This is a genomic window from Streptomyces sp. NPDC014676 (assembly GCF_043084105.1).
In the GTDB taxonomy this organism is placed as follows: Bacteria; Actinomycetota; Actinomycetes; order Streptomycetales; family Streptomycetaceae; genus Streptomyces.
The window spans coordinates 172,365-187,153 of sequence record NZ_JBIBZI010000012.1; the positions used below are offsets into that span (position 1 = coordinate 172,365).

The window sequence follows — 14,789 nt, forward strand, 5'->3', positions numbered from 1 at the left end:
AGCCGCGGGCAGTCGTGCCTCCCCCAGTGCCTTTAAGGGCCTGGGAGGTACCCCCAGGGCGGCACGGGTGGGCGCGGCGGCACGACGGCCGGAGGCGGCAAGCGACACCCCGGCCCGGCGCCGCGGCTCCGGTGCCACGGGCCCCGGCCCCGGCCTGGGCACCCGCACAACCCCCGCCCACCCGCGTTGGTACGCCGCAGCGTACGGGCGCCAAAAGCTGTACCGCTCCTCCGCCCCCGTGCTGTCGTGAGCACCCCTTCCCCCGAAGCCGCAGCCGCGCCCCCGCGGCCCGGCCCCGAGGAGCCGTGATGCCCGAAGCACCACCGGACAGCCCGCCCGCCCTGCACGTCGAGAACGTCGACGTGACCTACGGCCGCGCCCTGTCCGCCCTCCGCTCCGTGTCCCTGACCGTGCCGCACGGCACCGTCGTCGCCCTGCTCGGTGCCAACGGCGCCGGCAAGACGACCCTGCTGCGCGCCGTCTCCGGCACGCTGCGCCTGCACCGCGGCGCGATCACGGCCGGCCGCATCCGCTACGGCGACACGGTGCTCGACGGCAAGGACCCCGTCGCGGCGGTACGCGCCGGAGTCGTCCAGGTCCCCGAGGGGCGACGGGTCTTCGCCGGACTCTCCGTCGACGAGAACCTGCGCTCCGGCGGCCTCGGCCTCGGCCGGCGCGGGCGCGCCCAGGTCCAGGAGGCCCGCGACCGGGTCTTCACCCTCTTCCCCCGCCTGGCCGAGCGCACCCACCAGGCCGCCGGCCTGCTCTCCGGCGGCGAGCAGCAGATGCTCGCCATCGGCCGCGCCCTGATGGCCGCCCCGCGCCTGCTGCTCCTCGACGAGCCCTCCCTCGGCCTCGCCCCGCGGATGGTGTACCGCATCGCCGAGGTGATCCGCGAGATCAACGCCCAGGGCACCGCCGTCCTCCTCGTCGAGCAGAACGCCGGCATGGCGCTCTCCCTCGCCGACCACGCGCACGTCCTGGAGGTCGGCGAGACCCGCCTGTCCGGCCCCGCCGACGAACTCGCCCGCACCGACGCCGTACGCCGCCTCTACCTGGGCGAGTCGGCCGAGGACCAGGGGGCGGCGTGACCGACCGCACCACCGCCGCACCGCCCGTGCTCGACGTACGGGACGTCACCGTGCGCTTCGCCGGACTCACCGCCCTCGACGGCGTCTCCTTCACCGTCACCCCGGGCTCGGTGCACGCGCTCATCGGACCCAACGGCGCCGGCAAGTCGACCTGCTTCAACGTGCTGTCCGGCCTGTGCCGCCCGGCCGCCGGCTCGGTGACGCTCGGCGACACCGAGCTGACCCGCCTCGCCCCGCACCGCATCGCCGCGCTCGGCGTGGCCCGCACCTTCCAGAACATCGTCACCACCCACGGCACCGTCGCCGACAACCTGATGCTCGGTCGCCACGCCCTGTCCCGCGCCGGGTTCGCCGCGAGCGCGCTGCGCCTGCCGGGCGCCGTACGGGAACAGCGCGAACACCTCGCCAGAGCACGCGAGATCGCCGAACTCACCGGCCTGGGCGACCACTTCGACAGTCCCGTCGCCCTGCTGTCGTACGGCGACCGCAAGCGCGTCGAACTCGCCCGCGCCCTCTGTCTGGAGCCCCGTGTGCTGCTCCTCGACGAACCCGTGGCCGGCATGAACGCCGCCGAACGCGCCCGCACCGCCGAGGTGGTGGGCGAACTCCGCGCCGAACTCGGCCTGTCCGTCGTCCTCGTCGAGCACGACATGGGCCTCGTCATGCGCCTCGCCGACGACGTCACGGTGCTCGACTTCGGCAGGCCCATCGCCCACGGCACCCCCGACGAGGTCCGCCGGGACCCCGAGGTGCTGCGCGCCTACCTCGGCACCGACGCGACCGGGGAGGACGCGGCATGACGGCATTCCTCGACAACATCCTCGGCGGACTGGCGCTCGGCGCGGTCTACGCGCTGGTCGCCCTCGGCTTCGTCGTCATCTTCAAGGCCTCCGGCGTCCTCAACTTCGCCCACGGCTCCCTGCTCCTGCTCGGCGGCTACCTCACCGCCGTCCTCCACGACGACCTCGGCTTCGCCGGAGCGCTCGCCCTGGCGGTCCTCACCACGGCCGCCCTCGCCGGCGCGCTCGACCGGTTCCTGCTGCAACGCGGCGGCCAGGACGCCCACTCCGCCCATGTGCAGACCATCGTCACCATCGGCATCGACATCGTCCTGCTCACCGACCTCTCCCGGCGCATCGGCGGCGACCTGCTGTCCCTGGGGGACCCCTGGGGCGACGCGGTGACCGAACTGGGCCCGGTGACCGTCGCCGACAGCCGGCTCGCCGCGATCGTGGTGTCGGCCGTGGTCATCGGCGGGGTGTTCGCCCTCTTCCGGTTCACCCCCTGGGGACTGTCCCTGCGGGCGGCGGCCGAGGACCTGGAGGCCGCCGCGCTCATGGGCGTACGGCTCGGCCGGGTGCGCGCGGGCGCCTGGTGCCTGGCGGGCGCGCTCGCCGCGCTGGCCGCCGTGTTCCTCGCCGCGTTCCCCGCGCCCGGACTGGAGCGCACCACCGGCCAGATCGCCCTCAACGCCTTCCCGGCCGCGATCCTCGGCGGCCTCGCCTCCCCGGCCGGCGCCCTCGCGGGCAGCCTGATCATCGGCCTGACCGAGGCGCTCGTCGTCGGTTACCAGTCCGACCTGCACGTCCTCGGCGAGGGGTTCGGCGACGTCGCCCCGTACGCGGTGATGCTGCTCGTCCTTCTCGTACGGCCCACCGGGCTGTTCGGCGCGAAGGGGACGGCCCGTGTCTGACCGACTCCTCGGGGCCCTGACCCGTCGGCGGGCCTCGCTCCTGCTGCTCGCCGTGGTGCTGTGCCTGCCGCCGTTCTACCTGGACGCCTTCTGGCTGCGCATCGGCCTGTTCTCCCTGGCGGCCGCCATCGGCGCCACCGGCCTCGCCCTGCTCAGCGGCACCGCCGGGCAGCTCTCCCTCGGCCACGCCTTCTTCCTCGCCGTCGGCGCCTACGGCTACACCTGGCTGGCCGGCGAACCCGGACCCGGACTGCCCCCGGCCCTCGCCGCGCTCCTCGCGGTCCTGCTCGCGGGAGCGGCCGGCGGGCTGTTCAGCCCCGTCGCCGCCCGGGTCAAGGGCATCTACCTGGGCATCGCCACCCTCGCGCTGGTCTTCCTCGGCCACCACGTCCTGCTGACCGCCGACTCCGTCACCGGCGGCTTCAACGGCCGCTCCGTGCCCCCGCTCACCCTCGGCGGGTTCACCTTCGCCGAGAGCGACCCCGAACTGACCGTCCTCGGCGTGCCGTTCGGCGCGGAGGAACGGCTGTGGTTCCTCGGTCTGGCCCTGTTCGCGTTCACCTGGTTCACCGCCCGCGGCCTGCTGCGCTCACGCCCAGGCCGGGCGCTGGCCGCCCTGCGCGACAGCGAGACCGCGGCCGCCGTGATGGGCGTCGACGTCGCCCGGCACCGCTCGGCGGCCTTCGTGGTGTCGTCGATGTACGCGGGCCTCGCGGGAGTGCTCCTGGCGCTCGCCTTCCGCCGCGTCGTCCCGGACTACTTCTCCCTCGCGCTCTCCGTCGACTACCTCGCCATGATCGTCATCGGCGGTCTCGGGTCCGTCGCAGGAGCCACCGCCGGCGCCGTCTTCGTCACCGCCCTGCCGCTGCTGATGACCCGCTACGCCGACCAGCTCCCGCTGGTGACCGCCCCGGGCTCCACCGAGGGCGCCGTGGGCCCCACCGAGGCCGCCCGCTACCTCTACGGCGCGGCGATCGTCCTGGTCCTGCTGTACGCCCCCGACGGTCTGCACGGCCTGGCACGCCGGGTCCAAGGCCGCGTACGGCGCCACCGATCCCGTACCCCCGCCCCGGAAACCGTCGTCCCCTCGCCTCCGCAACCGGCCGCACGACCCAAGGAGCACACTCCGTGAACACCACGCACCGCACCCGCCGCAACCGGCACCGCACCGCCGGGACCGTCCTCGCCGGCGCCCTCGCCCTGCTGCTCGCGGCCACCGGATGCAGCTCCAAGGCGGACGACGGCGACAAGGGCGGCGAGGCCGCCGACGGCGTCCGCACCGGACCCGGCGTCGGCGCCGACACCATCAGGCTGGGCGCCCTCACCGACCTGACCGGTCCCTACGCCACCCTCGGCAAGAGCATCGTGCAGGCCCAGCAGATGTGGGCCGACGAGACCAACGCCAAGGGCGGCATCTGCGACCGCAAGGTGGAGATCGTCGTCAAGGACCACGGCTACGACGTGCAGAAGGCGGTCACCGCCTACGCCGACATCGCCCCGGACGTCGTGGCGCTGCCCCAGGTCATCGGCTCCCCGGTGGTCGCCGCGCTGCTCGACGACATCGAGCGGGACGAGATGCTCACCTTCCCGCAGGCCTGGGCGGCCTCCCTGCTCGGCAAGGACGCCATCCAGGTCCTCGGCACCACCTACGACGTCGACATGATCGCCGCCGTCGAGTTCCTCACCCGTACCAAGGGCCTGAAGAAGGGCGACACCATCGGCCACGTCTACTTCGAGGGCGACTACGGCGCCAACGCGCTGGAAGGGTCCACCTGGGCGGCGGAGAAGGCCGGACTGAAGGTGGCCGGGCAGAAGATCAAGGCCACGGACACCGACCTGTCGGCCCAGGTGTCGGCCCTGCGCAAGGAGGGCGTGAAGGCCGTCCTGATCAGCGCCGGACCCGCGCAGACGGCCTCCCTCGTCGGCGTCGCGGCCTCCCGCGGCCTGAAGGTCCCCGTCGTCAGCAGCGCCCCCGGCTTCGCGCCCCAGCTCATGAAGACCCCCGCCGCGCCCGCCCTGGCGGCGATGCTCAGCATCGTGAGCGCCGCGCCCGCGGTCAGCTCCGACCTGCCCGGCGTGAAGAACATGGTGGCGTCGTACCAGAAGAAGTACCCGGACTCGCCGGTCGACTCCGGGGTGCTGTCCGGGTACAACGCCGCCCAGCTCATGGGCGCCGATCTGAAGAAGGCCTGCGAGGCGGGCGGCCTCACGCGGGAGGACGTCGTCAAGGCGCACCGCGCGCAGACGAACGCCGACACCGGCCTCGGCACCCCGCAGAACTTCTCCGACGTGGACCGCCCCGCGAGCGTCGAGACGTACGTGCTCAAGCCCGACGCCGAGGCGGTCGGCGGCGTGGTGAACGCGGAGGACGCGCACGCGGCGCCGGGAGTCGAGGAGTACCTGTCCGCGCACTGACGGCCCGCACCGCCCGGATGCCCCGGCGGACCCCGGAAGGGGGCGCCGGGGCACCGTGCGCCCGGGCCCGCGGTCCGTACGGGCGGCCCGTGCGCCGCTCGGACCCTCCGCGTACACGGTGCGGTCGCGGCCCGTCCGGAAGGCGACGGGAAAGCGAGGCCCCCGCCCGACGCGGGCGGGTCAGCCGGCGGCCGCCTCCGGATCACGGTCGGACGACGGCCAGACGTACGGCAGGTCGTCCGGCTCCCCGGGGAAGAGGTCCGCGTAGACGGCCGGGTCCTTGCGGACCAGCGCCGAGCGGTGGCTGCGGTGCACGGCGTCGTCCCCCAGCCAGGGCGGCAGCTCACCGGCCCCGGCCAGCTCCCGCTGACCGCGCACCGGCGCTCCGGGCCGCACCTTGGCCAGGTCGGCGACGAGGGTGGCGGCGCAGCTGTCCTGGTGGCCCCGGTCGCGCCAGACCCGGCAGATCTCCAGGCCGTACCGCACCAGCGCCTCCTCGTAGCCGGTCCACATGCGGACCGCGGGATGGCGGCGCCACCCGTAGCCCGGCACGATCAGACCGCGCAGCACCTGGATCGCCTCCACCCGCTGTTTGCCGAGCCGGCGCCGGTCGAGCACCAGCGCCGACTCACAGAAGTCGGGGTACGGCAGAAAGGTCTGCATACGGCCGTCCGAACGATGAGGGGCCAAGCGGCTCACCGCACCGCAGTTCCCCTTTCACGACGGCGCACACCTCACGGCGCCGCCCCGGGCTCAGCCCAGCGTGCCCAGCCGGGCCTCGCGCCACAGGTCGACGCCGCCCTCGGTGGCGTACTCGTCGATCTCGGCCAGCTCCTCGGCGCCGAAGTCGAGGTTCTCCAGCGCGGCGACGTTCTGCTCCAGTTGCTCGGTGCGGGACGCGCCGATGACCAGCGAGGTGACCCGCGGGTCCCGCAGCGCCCAGGCCAGCGCCATCTGCGCGAGGGTCTGCCCGCGCCGGGCCGCGATGTCGTTCAGGGCGCGCAGCCGGTGCAGCATGTCGTCGGTCAGCCACCCGGCGTCGAACGACGTGCCGGCCGCCGCCCGCGAGTCCCGCGGGACGCCGTCCAGATAGCGCCCGGTCAGCATCCCCTGCGCGAGCGCCGTGAAGCCGATGACCCCGAAGCCCTCCTCCTGGGCCACGTCCAGCAGGCCGTCCGTCTCGATCCAGCGGTTCAGCATGTTGTACGACGGCTGGTGGATCAGCAGCGGGGTCCCGAGGTCCCGGAGGATCGCCGCGGCCTCGCGGGTGCGCTCGGCGTCGTACGAGGAGATGCCGACGTAGAGCGCCTTGCCCTGGCGGACCGCCGTGTCGAGGGCGCCCATCGTCTCCTCGAGCGGAGTGGTGGCGTCCAGCCGGTGCGAGTAGAAGATGTCCACGTACTCCAGGCCCATGCGCTTCAGCGACTGGTCCAGCGAGGCCAGCAGGTACTTGCGGGAGCCGCCGCCCTGGCCGTACGGACCGGGCCACATGTCCCAGCCGGCCTTGGTGGAGACCACCAGCTCGTCCCGGTACGGCGCGAGGTCCCGCTTCATCAGCCGGCCGAAGTTGATCTCGGCGGAACCGTAGGGAGGGCCGTAGTTGTTCGCCAGGTCGTGGTGGGTGATGCCCAGGTCGAAGGCGCGCAGGGCGATCTCGCGCTGCGTCTCGAACGGCTTGTCGTCGCCGAAGTTGTGCCAGTAGCCCAGGGACAGCAGGGGGAGGTCGAGTCCCGAGCGGCCGGTGCGCCGGTAGCGCATGGTGCCGTCGTAACGCTCGGGGCGGGCGATGTGGTTCATCGGCGGTTCTCCGGTGATGCGAGTGGGGGTGTCCCGTGGGATGGTGTTGATCCTCGCCACAGTGCCCCCGCCCGGTCGGGAAGTCCAACCGGTCCCTTCCATGGAATTCAGCAGTGCGGCTTCTGAATCGGCGGCCGGCCGTGACGCCGGATTGGAGTCCGTGCCGACGGGCAGACGAAAGCGGAAGCGGCATGAGCACGACCGCCCGCCCCACCAGGAGGTCGACCATGAGGGTCCGTACGCTGACCGGCGGCCTGGCCGCGATATTCGTGTTGTCCGGCCCGCTGCTGAACGGTCCGGCCGCGGCCGTCCCGACCGTCGGCACGGCCCAGCGTCAGGTGGCCGACGACGTGGTCACCTACGACGCGAGCGGCGCCGCGGAGTTCAAGGCCGCGGTCGAGAGGGGAGCGGCGATCTGGAACGAGAGCGTCGAGACCGTCGAGCTGCGTCCGGCCGCGTCCGGACAGCGCGCCGACGTGCGGATCGTGGCGGACGACGGCTGGCCCCGCTCCGTCCCCGTCTCGATGGGCAACGGCACCGTCTACATCGGGCGCCAGGCCGTGGACCAGGGCTACTCCACGATCCGTATCGCGGCCCACGAACTCGGCCACATGCTGGGCCTGCCGGACCGCAAGCCCGGCCCCTGCTCCAGCCTGATGTCGGGCGCCAGCGCCGGAACCTCGTGCACCGACCCCTACCCGAGCGCGGCGGAGAAGGCGCAGGTCGAGCGGAACTTCGAGGGAGCCCCCGCCGGGGCACTCCTGGGGCGGATGTGACGTGTGGGTCGATCACCGCTATAGTCGTTCCAGGTCACGGCGACGGAAACCTCCGGAGCCCGCCCCGTGCGTTGGTGGTCCAAGGAAAGACGCCCCGCTTCCTGCGGGGAGATGCAGGTGCAAGGCCTGCCCGGCGCTCCATCCGAGCCCCGTCCCGAAACTTCGGGACGGGGCTCGTCGCGTTGCCGGCGGTTCAGGGCTGGACCGGCATGGTCCAGCAGTTGGAGCGCACCGGCTCGCCCTCGAGCCGGTCGGTCAGCCACTCCACCGCGTCGCCCTGGTCGGTGAGCAGCGGCGCGAGGTGGTTGGTGAGGAGCTTGTCGCCGAGGTTGGGCAGCACGACGGCCTCGTAGGTGACGTCGGCGCCCTTGCGGCACCAGTCCAGAGCCAGTTGGCGGGCCTGCGCGTGCGGCACGATGTCGTCCCGGACGCCGGTGACCAGGCGGACCGGGCCGGTGGGCTCCAGCCTGCCGATGCGCTGCTCGTCGAGAACGGCCCGGGCGTCCGGCTCGTCGGCGATGACGTCGGCGAGCGAGCTGCCGTCCTTCGTCCACTTGGTGCTCTTGGTGAAGCCGTAACCGAGGATCGCGTCCCCGACGCAGCTGGTGCCGATGTCGTCGAGGGCGCTTCGGCCGGTGGCATTGACGTGCTGGTCGACGACCTCCTTCAACGCGGGCTCCGCCTGGGCGAAACCGTTGATCGACCAGCCCAGCGCGGCCGCCAGGGCGCTGCCGTCGATGCCCTTCATGACCGCCGTCAGATCGGCGGGCGGCGCGCCGGCGTAGGTGCCGACGAGATTCACCTCGGGCGCGTAGGCGGAGTGCAGTTCGGCGGCGGACGCGCTGGCCCCGCCGCCCTGGCTGTAGCCGTACAGGCCCACGCGCGAGTCGGCGGTGACCGACGCGCCCGGCACGGAGCGGGCCGCGCGGGCCGCGTCCAGCATGGCGTGCCCCTGGTCGAGCCGGTTGACGTAGGTGTGCAGCCGGTCGGTCGCCCCGAGCCCGACGTAGTCGGTCACCACGACGGCGGCGCCGGTGGCCAGGAGCCGGTAGACGGCCAGGTTGTCGTATCCGACGGACAGCGTCTCCCCGGTCAGGGTCAGCGGGTTCTGCAGGGCCAGCGAGGGCGCGCACTGGTCGCCCTGGCCCATGGTTCCGGAGCCGACGACCACCAGGGGACGGGGGCCGTCGCCCTTCCAGCCGGCGGACGGCTCGATGTAGGCCCCGGTGACGGCCACCGGCTGCCCGCCGGAGTCGGTGGAGGTGTACATCAGACGGGTCGCGGTGCCGGGCAGGGTGCGGCCGTCCAGGCCGGGCAGGCTCAGCCCGAGACGCAGTGGCTCGTGGCGGACCAGTACGCCCTCGCCCGCGGGCAGTTCGGCAGGCGGGGTGTAGAAGGCGGGGATGGTGACGCCCCGCGACACCACGGGGGCGCTCGCGGCGGCGGGCGGCGCGGACACGCAGACACAGGCGGTCGTGGCGACCACGGTGGTCAGCACGCTGCTGATACGGCTCACGGCTCACTCCTCGCTCTGCTCCAGGAAGGTGAACCGGAAACTAGCAGCGCTTACTTACCGCCGGTAACCCGCAAGTAAGTTACGGCACGGTAACTCTTGCGGGAAGTGCCGGGCGCACACAGGAGCGGGCCCCGCCGGTCGCCCGGCGGGGCCCGCTCCCGGTCGTGACCGGTCAGGCCGTGTGCAGGGTCAGCCCGTAGCGGTTGAGGATCTCGTTGACCGGCTGGAACCAGGTCTCGCCCCCGCCGGAGCAGTTGCCCCAGCCGCCGGAGGTGACACCCTGCGCCTGGTCACCGCTGATGAACGAGCCGCCCGAGTCGCCCGGTTCGGCGCAGACGCTGGTCTTCGTCATCTGACGGACCGCGCCCTGGCTGTAGTTGACCGTCTCGTTCTTGGCCAGCACGGTGCCGCAGTGCCAGTGGGTCGTGGAGCCGGAGCGGCAGATCGAGGCGCCGACCGGTGCCTCCGCCGAGCCGCGCACCAACTGGTCCGACACCGTGCCCCAGCCGAGCACCACCGGCACCGTCCACCAGCCGCTGCCCACGTTCACCCAGGCGTAGTCGTTCTCCGGGAACGAGGAGCCCTGGAAGTTGCCGATGTACGAGCCGTCCCAGCCTCGGACCTGCTGCCCGGCCCCGCCGCAGTGCCCGGCGGTGATGAAGCCGCCGTGCACCGAGAAGCCTATGGAGCAGCGGACGTTGCCGGTGTAGTACGGGTCGCCGCCCACCGTCCCGGCGGCGAAGGTCTCCGCCGCGGCCTCCACGGTCCGCACGGTGACCGGACCGGCCTCGCGGGCCTCGTCCACGAAGGAGCGGACATCGTTGTCAGCACGTTTGTCGGCGACGACGTTCACGACGACCGTGTTGGCGGCCGGGTCGACGGCCCAGCTGCTGACGCCCGAGGGCGCGTCGAGGCGGTCGATGCGGGACTTGGCCGCGTCGAGCTGCCGGGCGCTGTGCTCGACGGTGCGGACGGCCGCACCGGACGCGCGCAGGGACCGTACCGTCGAGGCGTCGGCGTCCGTGGTGACGGCCACGGTCAGTTTCTCGCTCTTCGCGTCGAACCAGGCGCCGCCGTACGCAGGTCCGGCGGTTGTGCGGGCCTCGGGCGCGAGCTCGGTGGCCTCGCGTTCGGCGGCCAGCCGGTCCTCCGCCTCGGTGCGGGTCAGCCCGAAGTCCCGCTGCATCGCCTGGAGCAGGCCGTCGGAGGCGGGCGCGGAGCCGGCGGCGCGGGCGGTGGGGGAGCCGGGGGAGTCCTGCGCCGCGGCCGGCAGGGTACCGGCCGCGGTCCAGCTGCCGATCATGAGCAGAGCGGCCACGCCGGCATGCGTGAGTCGGGTGCGTCTCATGGAAGGTGCCCTTCGTCGTTCCAGCAAGGTGGGGGTGGAACAATCGCAGTGTGAGAGCGCTCTCAGCCTGAGTCGAGCAGAGCGTAGCGGGCCGCATGCTGTCAGGTCTATGCCAATGCAAGGCCCAATTCCCGTCCGCCCTGGGTGTGACGGCCGGTGCACGCGGGTCACCGCACGGGCTTCGCCGGGTGCCGGGGCCCGGCCGACGCCGGGGGCGTGAGGTCTTCCGGAGGGCTGCTCCGGAAGACGGCCCGGGACGGGAGTCCCCTTCCTCCCGGGAGAGGGGCGGTCAGAGGCGTTCGCCCGCCACCTCGTCCTCGTCCGGATCCGGTCCCCCACCGCCCGCCCGGGCCCGGTGGGCCCGCAGCCGGTCGAGGCGTGAGATGACGGGGGTGGCACTCACCCCGTGCAGCACGACGGACGCCAGCACGGTGAAGGTCACCACCGCCCACAACCGCTCGGCAGGGACGCCGAAACCGGGGGTGCCGAGCGCGTGGGCCAGGTAGAACAGCGAGCCGATGCCGCGGATCCCGAAGACGGCGATCACCACCCGCTCCCGCGGCCCGGCGGACGTACCGAACTGGGCGGCCCACGCCGTCAGCGGCCGGACCGCCGACAGCAGCAGCAGACCCACGGCCGCCCCCTGCCAGGTCAGCGACGCCAGGCCGCCCTGCGCGACGAACACACCGAGCAGGAACAGCAGTGCGGCGGTCAGCAGCCGCTCCACCTGCTCCACGAAATCGTGCAGCACCCTGTGATAGCCGTGGGCACGCTCCGCCCCGCGGATCCGGCAGGCGGTGACGAACACGGCCAGGAAGCCGTAGCCGTGCAGCAGTTCCGTCACCCCGTAGGCGAGGAACGTGGCGCCGATGGCGACGAACCCCTCCCGGTGCTCGGACAGCCGCATCGCCCGCCGCCCCGCCCGGAAGAACAGCCACCCGAGCAGCGTGCCGACGGCGAGCCCCGCGGACACGCCCACCACGCACTTGTACAGCACCTCGACCAGTGCCCAGTGGGCGATCCCCTCACCGGTGGGACGTCCGCCCGCGGCGGCGAGCGCGACGGCCGCCATGACGAAGGGGAAGGCGAGACCGTCGTTCAGCCCGGCCTCGCTGGTCAGCGTGAAACGCACCTCGTCCTCGTCGTGCTCCGAGTCGGTGGGCGCGCCCACCCGCACCTCCGAGGCGAGCACCGGATCGGTCGGCGCCAGTACGGCCGCCAGCAGCAGCGCGGCGACCGGCGGCCAGTCGAGCAGGCCCCAGGCCAGGAGGCCCACGGCCGCGATGGTCAACGGCATGGTGACGCCCAGTTGCCGCCAGGTGCCCTGCCAGTGCCGGCGGCCGAACGGCCGGTTCAGGGCGAGACCGGCGCCCATGAGGGAGACGATCACACAGATCTCGGTGACGTGCTCCACCCACGTCCGGTCCGCCACCGGGTCGATCTCGGGCATGGGCAGGGGCAGCCACTGGAGGGCGACTCCGCAGACGAGGAACACCAGCGGCAACGACAGCGGTCTACGGGCCACCAGCCGGGGCAGCACGGCCGCGCCGAGGGCACCGGCCCCGAGCAGGGTGAAGAGGTAGTCAGGGGAAGTCACCGATCACAGGTGCCCGGAGCAGGCCGGGGGTACGCCGCGGCTTCGTCCTGAACATCATCCCGGCGGCGGGATCCTGCCCGAACGGGCGGACGGGTGCGGCCCTCACCGCCCGCCGGGACGCCCGCTCCGGTGCGAAGGGCGGGGCCCGCGAAAGGCGCCGCGGCCGGTGCGCGCCCAGTGCGCCGCCTCGCGACGCGGGGGACTTGACGGAGCGGGGCGTGCTCGGCGCTACTGGAAGACGTGCCGGGCGCACATGCGTGGGGGCCCGCCCGGCGCCGACCCGGTGTACCCACCCCCCGCCGGACGCATGCCGAAGGGGTGACCGGTGCGGTCTCGATGGGCGGCAGCGGTCGTACTGCTGGCCTCGATGCTGCTCTGGACCCTGTGCTCCCCGGCACCGGCGGCGGACCGGCCCGCCCCGGCGCACCCCGCCGCACAGCAGCACGGTCCGGCCGAGGCGGTTCCCGTGGTCGCCGACACGCCCGAGGCGGTCGGCAAACCCTTGCCCGGCGAGGACGACACCTCCCTCCACCGGCCCCTCGCCCGCCCGCCGAGGGCCTCGGCGGCGGCCGGAGCGGCCGGCCCCGCCCACCCGACGGCCGGCGTGCGGCGACAATCCGCTCCCCGGCCGTACCCGGTGGAACCGCCACCGGACCGGGGCCCGGCCGGTCCGGCCCCCAGCGCCGCCGGCCTGCAGACATTCCGCTGCTGAGCGACCGCGGTACCGCCCGAGGCCTGCGCCGTGCGGCCGGGTGCCGCCCGCCGCGTGCTCCCCGAGCCGGTCCACGGTGACGAGCAGGCCTTCTCGTGTCCCGGAAACCGTGACGACACAGGAGGCACACATGCATGGAAAGCGCGTTCTCGTGGTGCGGCCCGACGAACTCGGGCCGAGCGAGCACAAGACGTGGAGAGACCTGCGCGCCGAATCCGGCGCACCGGAGAACCCGTTTCTCGACCCGGCGTTCACCACGGCCGTCGGACAGGTCAGGCCCGGCGCCAGGGTGGCCGTGCTGCAGGACGACGGGACACCCGTCGGATTCCTCCCGTACGAGAGGGGGCCGCTGGGCCAGGGCCGGGCCATCGGCCTCGGGGTGTCGGACAGCCAGGGCGCCGTCCTGCGCCCCGGCCTCCGGCTCGACCCGCGCGCCCTGCTCGCGGCCTGCGCGCTCTCCTCGTGGGAGTTCGACAACCTGGAGGCCGGTCAGCACCTCTTCGTACCGCACGCCGTCGAGGAACTCGCGAGTCCGGTCGTCGACCTCGACCGGGGATACGAGTACTACACCGACGGGCTGCGCGCCCGTTCCCCCGGTTTCCTCAAGCAGACCCTGGCCAAGGAACGCAGGCTCGCCCGGCAGGCCGGCGAGGTGCGGTTCGTGTACGACAGCCGGGACCCGGAGGCCTTACGGGCGCTGATGCGCTGGAAATCCGCCCAGTACCGGCGGACGGGCCGCCGGGACCGGTTCGCCCAGCGGTGGATCACCCGGCTGGTGGAGCTGCTGGCGCACGGCGACGACCCCGGGTGCCGCGGACTGCTCTCCGTGCTGTACGCCGGTGACCGCCCCGTGGCCGCCCACTTCGGCCTGCGCTCGGCCACGGTGCTGTCCTGGTGGTTCCCCGCGTACGACCGTGACCACGGCCGGTACTCACCCGGACTGGTGCTGCATCTGCGGATGCTCCAAGCGGCCGCCGCGGACGGCATCCGCATGGTCGACCTGGGCAGCGGCCCCGCCCGCTACAAGGACTCCCTCAAGACCCGCGAACTCCTCGTCTACGAGGGTGCCGTGGTGCGTCCGGGGCCGGGCGGGGCCGCGTACCGGCTGGGCCGGGAGCCGGCGCGGGCCACCCGCCGCCTTGTGCGCGGCCACCCCCGGCTGGCCGACGCGGCCCGGCGCACCCTGACGGGGCTGGGCCGGCTGCGCGAGCGCTGACCGCGTCCGGCGTACGCCGACGTCAGTAAGCGGGATTACTCCCGCCGTCAGATGTCCGCGCCGCCCGGGCCCGGCACCGTGGGTCGGGTGAAACTCAGCCGACCCGCACGCCGGGCCCACCTCGTCATCCATGTCCTCGCCTCCGCCGGCTGGCTCGGACTCACCGCCGGGCTGCTCGCGCTCGGTGTCACCGCGAACACCACCGGGTCCGCGGCCGTGGTGGAGGCGTCCGTCCGGGCCATGAAGCTCTTCGCGGACTGGCTCCTGCTGCCGGTCGCCCTCCTGACCCTGTTCAGCGGCCTCGTCCTGTCCCTGGGCACGCCCTGGGGACTGGCGAGGCACCGCTGGGTGTGGACGAAGTTCTGGCTGACCCTGGCCACGACCACCGCCACGGCCTTCGCGCTGCGGCCGGGCGTGAACGCGGCCGCGGCGGCCGTGTCCGCCGGGCAGACCCTGCCCGACGGGGGCGACGTCCTCATGGGGCCGGTCGTCTCCCTGACCGCCTACGTCTTCATGACGGTGATCTCGGTCCTCAAGCCGTGGGGACCGACCCGCCGCGGCCGGCGCCTCCGGGCGGCCGCCCGGAGGCCGGGGACGGCCGAACCGGCACGCCTGTGACCTACGGGCA

The 14,789-nt window shown here is 73.6% G+C and carries 14 protein-coding genes and 1 tRNA gene; 10 read left to right on the plus strand and 5 right to left on the minus strand.

The features are described 5' to 3' along the window. The first annotated feature begins 308 nt into the window (after positions 1-308). From ACF1DX_RS29305 to ACF1DX_RS29325, 5 genes are read left to right on the plus strand one after another with little or no spacing between them, the layout of a single operon-like run. Positions 309-1,091 carry an ABC transporter ATP-binding protein gene (locus tag ACF1DX_RS29305; protein ID WP_391794136.1) on the plus strand — a complete coding sequence of 261 codons (783 nt, stop codon included), beginning with the start codon at positions 309-311 and terminating at the stop codon, positions 1,089-1,091. Next, positions 1,088-1,891, plus strand: coding sequence for an ABC transporter ATP-binding protein (locus ACF1DX_RS29310; RefSeq protein WP_391794137.1), 804 nt, complete (start codon positions 1,088-1,090; stop codon positions 1,889-1,891). Before ACF1DX_RS29305 ends, ACF1DX_RS29310 begins: the two co-directional genes overlap by 4 nt. Then, positions 1,888-2,784, plus strand: a complete 897-nt coding sequence (locus ACF1DX_RS29315) for a branched-chain amino acid ABC transporter permease (protein ID WP_391794138.1) — start codon at positions 1,888-1,890, stop codon at positions 2,782-2,784. The genes ACF1DX_RS29310 and ACF1DX_RS29315 overlap by 4 nt, the downstream gene beginning before the upstream one ends. Then, the gene (locus tag ACF1DX_RS29320; RefSeq protein ID WP_391794139.1) at positions 2,777-3,916 is read left to right on the plus strand and encodes a branched-chain amino acid ABC transporter permease; all 1,140 of its coding nucleotides are present in this window, start codon (positions 2,777-2,779) and stop codon (positions 3,914-3,916) included. Before ACF1DX_RS29315 ends, ACF1DX_RS29320 begins: the two co-directional genes overlap by 8 nt. Then, positions 3,913-5,199 (plus strand): ABC transporter substrate-binding protein, encoded by a 1,287-nt coding sequence (locus ACF1DX_RS29325; protein ID WP_391794140.1) that lies wholly within the window; start codon positions 3,913-3,915, stop codon positions 5,197-5,199. The genes ACF1DX_RS29320 and ACF1DX_RS29325 overlap by 4 nt, the downstream gene beginning before the upstream one ends. 180 nt (positions 5,200-5,379) lie before the next feature. On the opposite strand, the gene ACF1DX_RS29330 is transcribed toward ACF1DX_RS29325, so the two are convergent. Together ACF1DX_RS29330 and mgrA are read right to left on the minus strand one after the other, a co-directional pair. Then, entirely contained in the window at positions 5,380-5,862 is a 483-nt protein-coding gene (locus ACF1DX_RS29330) for an MSMEG_6728 family protein (RefSeq protein WP_391794141.1), read from the minus strand. A 90-nt stretch (positions 5,863-5,952) separates the two neighbouring features. Then, the gene (mgrA, locus tag ACF1DX_RS29335; protein WP_391794142.1) at positions 5,953-6,996 is read right to left on the minus strand and encodes an L-glyceraldehyde 3-phosphate reductase; all 1,044 of its coding nucleotides are present in this window, start codon (positions 6,994-6,996) and stop codon (positions 5,953-5,955) included. A 227-nt stretch (positions 6,997-7,223) separates the two neighbouring features. Here mgrA and ACF1DX_RS29340 point away from each other — a divergent pair, with 227 nt between their 5' ends. Together ACF1DX_RS29340 and ACF1DX_RS29345 are read left to right on the plus strand one after the other, a co-directional pair. After that, positions 7,224-7,772: a snapalysin family zinc-dependent metalloprotease gene (locus tag ACF1DX_RS29340; protein WP_391794143.1), complete on the plus strand. Its 549-nt coding sequence runs from the start codon at positions 7,224-7,226 to the stop codon at positions 7,770-7,772. Between the two features lie 68 nt (positions 7,773-7,840). Further along, positions 7,841-7,913, plus strand: a tRNA-Gly gene (locus tag ACF1DX_RS29345). Positions 7,914-7,965: 52 nt separating this feature from the next. On the opposite strand, the gene ACF1DX_RS29350 is transcribed toward ACF1DX_RS29345, so the two are convergent. The 3 genes from ACF1DX_RS29350 to ACF1DX_RS29360 form a co-directional block, all read right to left on the minus strand. Continuing rightward, positions 7,966-9,288, minus strand: coding sequence for a lipase family protein (locus ACF1DX_RS29350; protein WP_391794144.1), 1,323 nt, complete (start codon positions 9,286-9,288; stop codon positions 7,966-7,968). A 172-nt stretch (positions 9,289-9,460) separates the two neighbouring features. Continuing rightward, positions 9,461-10,636 carry a S1 family peptidase gene (locus tag ACF1DX_RS29355; RefSeq protein ID WP_391794145.1) on the minus strand — a complete coding sequence of 392 codons (1,176 nt, stop codon included), beginning with the start codon at positions 10,634-10,636 and terminating at the stop codon, positions 9,461-9,463. 289 nt (positions 10,637-10,925) lie between these two features. Beyond that, the gene (locus ACF1DX_RS29360; protein ID WP_391794146.1) at positions 10,926-12,233 is read right to left on the minus strand and encodes a cation:proton antiporter; all 1,308 of its coding nucleotides are present in this window, start codon (positions 12,231-12,233) and stop codon (positions 10,926-10,928) included. Positions 12,234-12,558: 325 nt separating this feature from the next. Here ACF1DX_RS29360 and ACF1DX_RS29365 point away from each other — a divergent pair, with 325 nt between their 5' ends. From ACF1DX_RS29365 to ACF1DX_RS29375, 3 genes are all read left to right on the plus strand, one after another. Further along, on the plus strand, positions 12,559-12,945 hold the full coding sequence (locus tag ACF1DX_RS29365; protein WP_391794147.1) for a hypothetical protein: 387 nt from the start codon (positions 12,559-12,561) through the stop codon (positions 12,943-12,945). A 130-nt stretch (positions 12,946-13,075) separates the two neighbouring features. Further along, a complete protein-coding gene (locus tag ACF1DX_RS29370; protein ID WP_391794148.1) occupies positions 13,076-14,161 on the plus strand; it encodes a GNAT family N-acetyltransferase in 1,086 nt (361 codons plus the stop codon). 51 nt (positions 14,162-14,212) lie between these two features. Beyond that, entirely contained in the window at positions 14,213-14,779 is a 567-nt protein-coding gene (locus tag ACF1DX_RS29375) for a DUF2269 family protein (protein ID WP_391794149.1), read from the plus strand. The last annotated feature ends 10 nt before the right edge of the window (positions 14,780-14,789 follow it).

Bases quoted from the DNA above. Each gene is read 5' to 3' on its own strand.
- ACF1DX_RS29330 (WP_391794141.1), bottom strand. From the start codon at position 5,862: ATGCAGACCTTTCTGCCGTACCCCGACTTCTGTGAGTCGGCGCTGGTG.
- ACF1DX_RS29355 (WP_391794145.1), bottom strand. From the start codon at position 10,636: ATGAGACGCACCCGACTCACGCATGCCGGCGTGGCCGCTCTGCTCATG.
- ACF1DX_RS29340 (WP_391794143.1), top strand. From the start codon at position 7,224: ATGAGGGTCCGTACGCTGACCGGCGGCCTGGCCGCGATATTCGTGTTG.
- ACF1DX_RS29375 (WP_391794149.1), top strand. From the start codon at position 14,213: ATGTCCGCGCCGCCCGGGCCCGGCACCGTGGGTCGGGTGAAACTCAGC.
- ACF1DX_RS29370 (WP_391794148.1), top strand. From the start codon at position 13,076: ATGCATGGAAAGCGCGTTCTCGTGGTGCGGCCCGACGAACTCGGGCCG.
- ACF1DX_RS29305 (WP_391794136.1), top strand. From the start codon at position 309: ATGCCCGAAGCACCACCGGACAGCCCGCCCGCCCTGCACGTCGAGAAC.
- ACF1DX_RS29315 (WP_391794138.1), top strand. From the start codon at position 1,888: ATGACGGCATTCCTCGACAACATCCTCGGCGGACTGGCGCTCGGCGCG.
- mgrA (WP_391794142.1), bottom strand. From the start codon at position 6,996: ATGAACCACATCGCCCGCCCCGAGCGTTACGACGGCACCATGCGCTAC.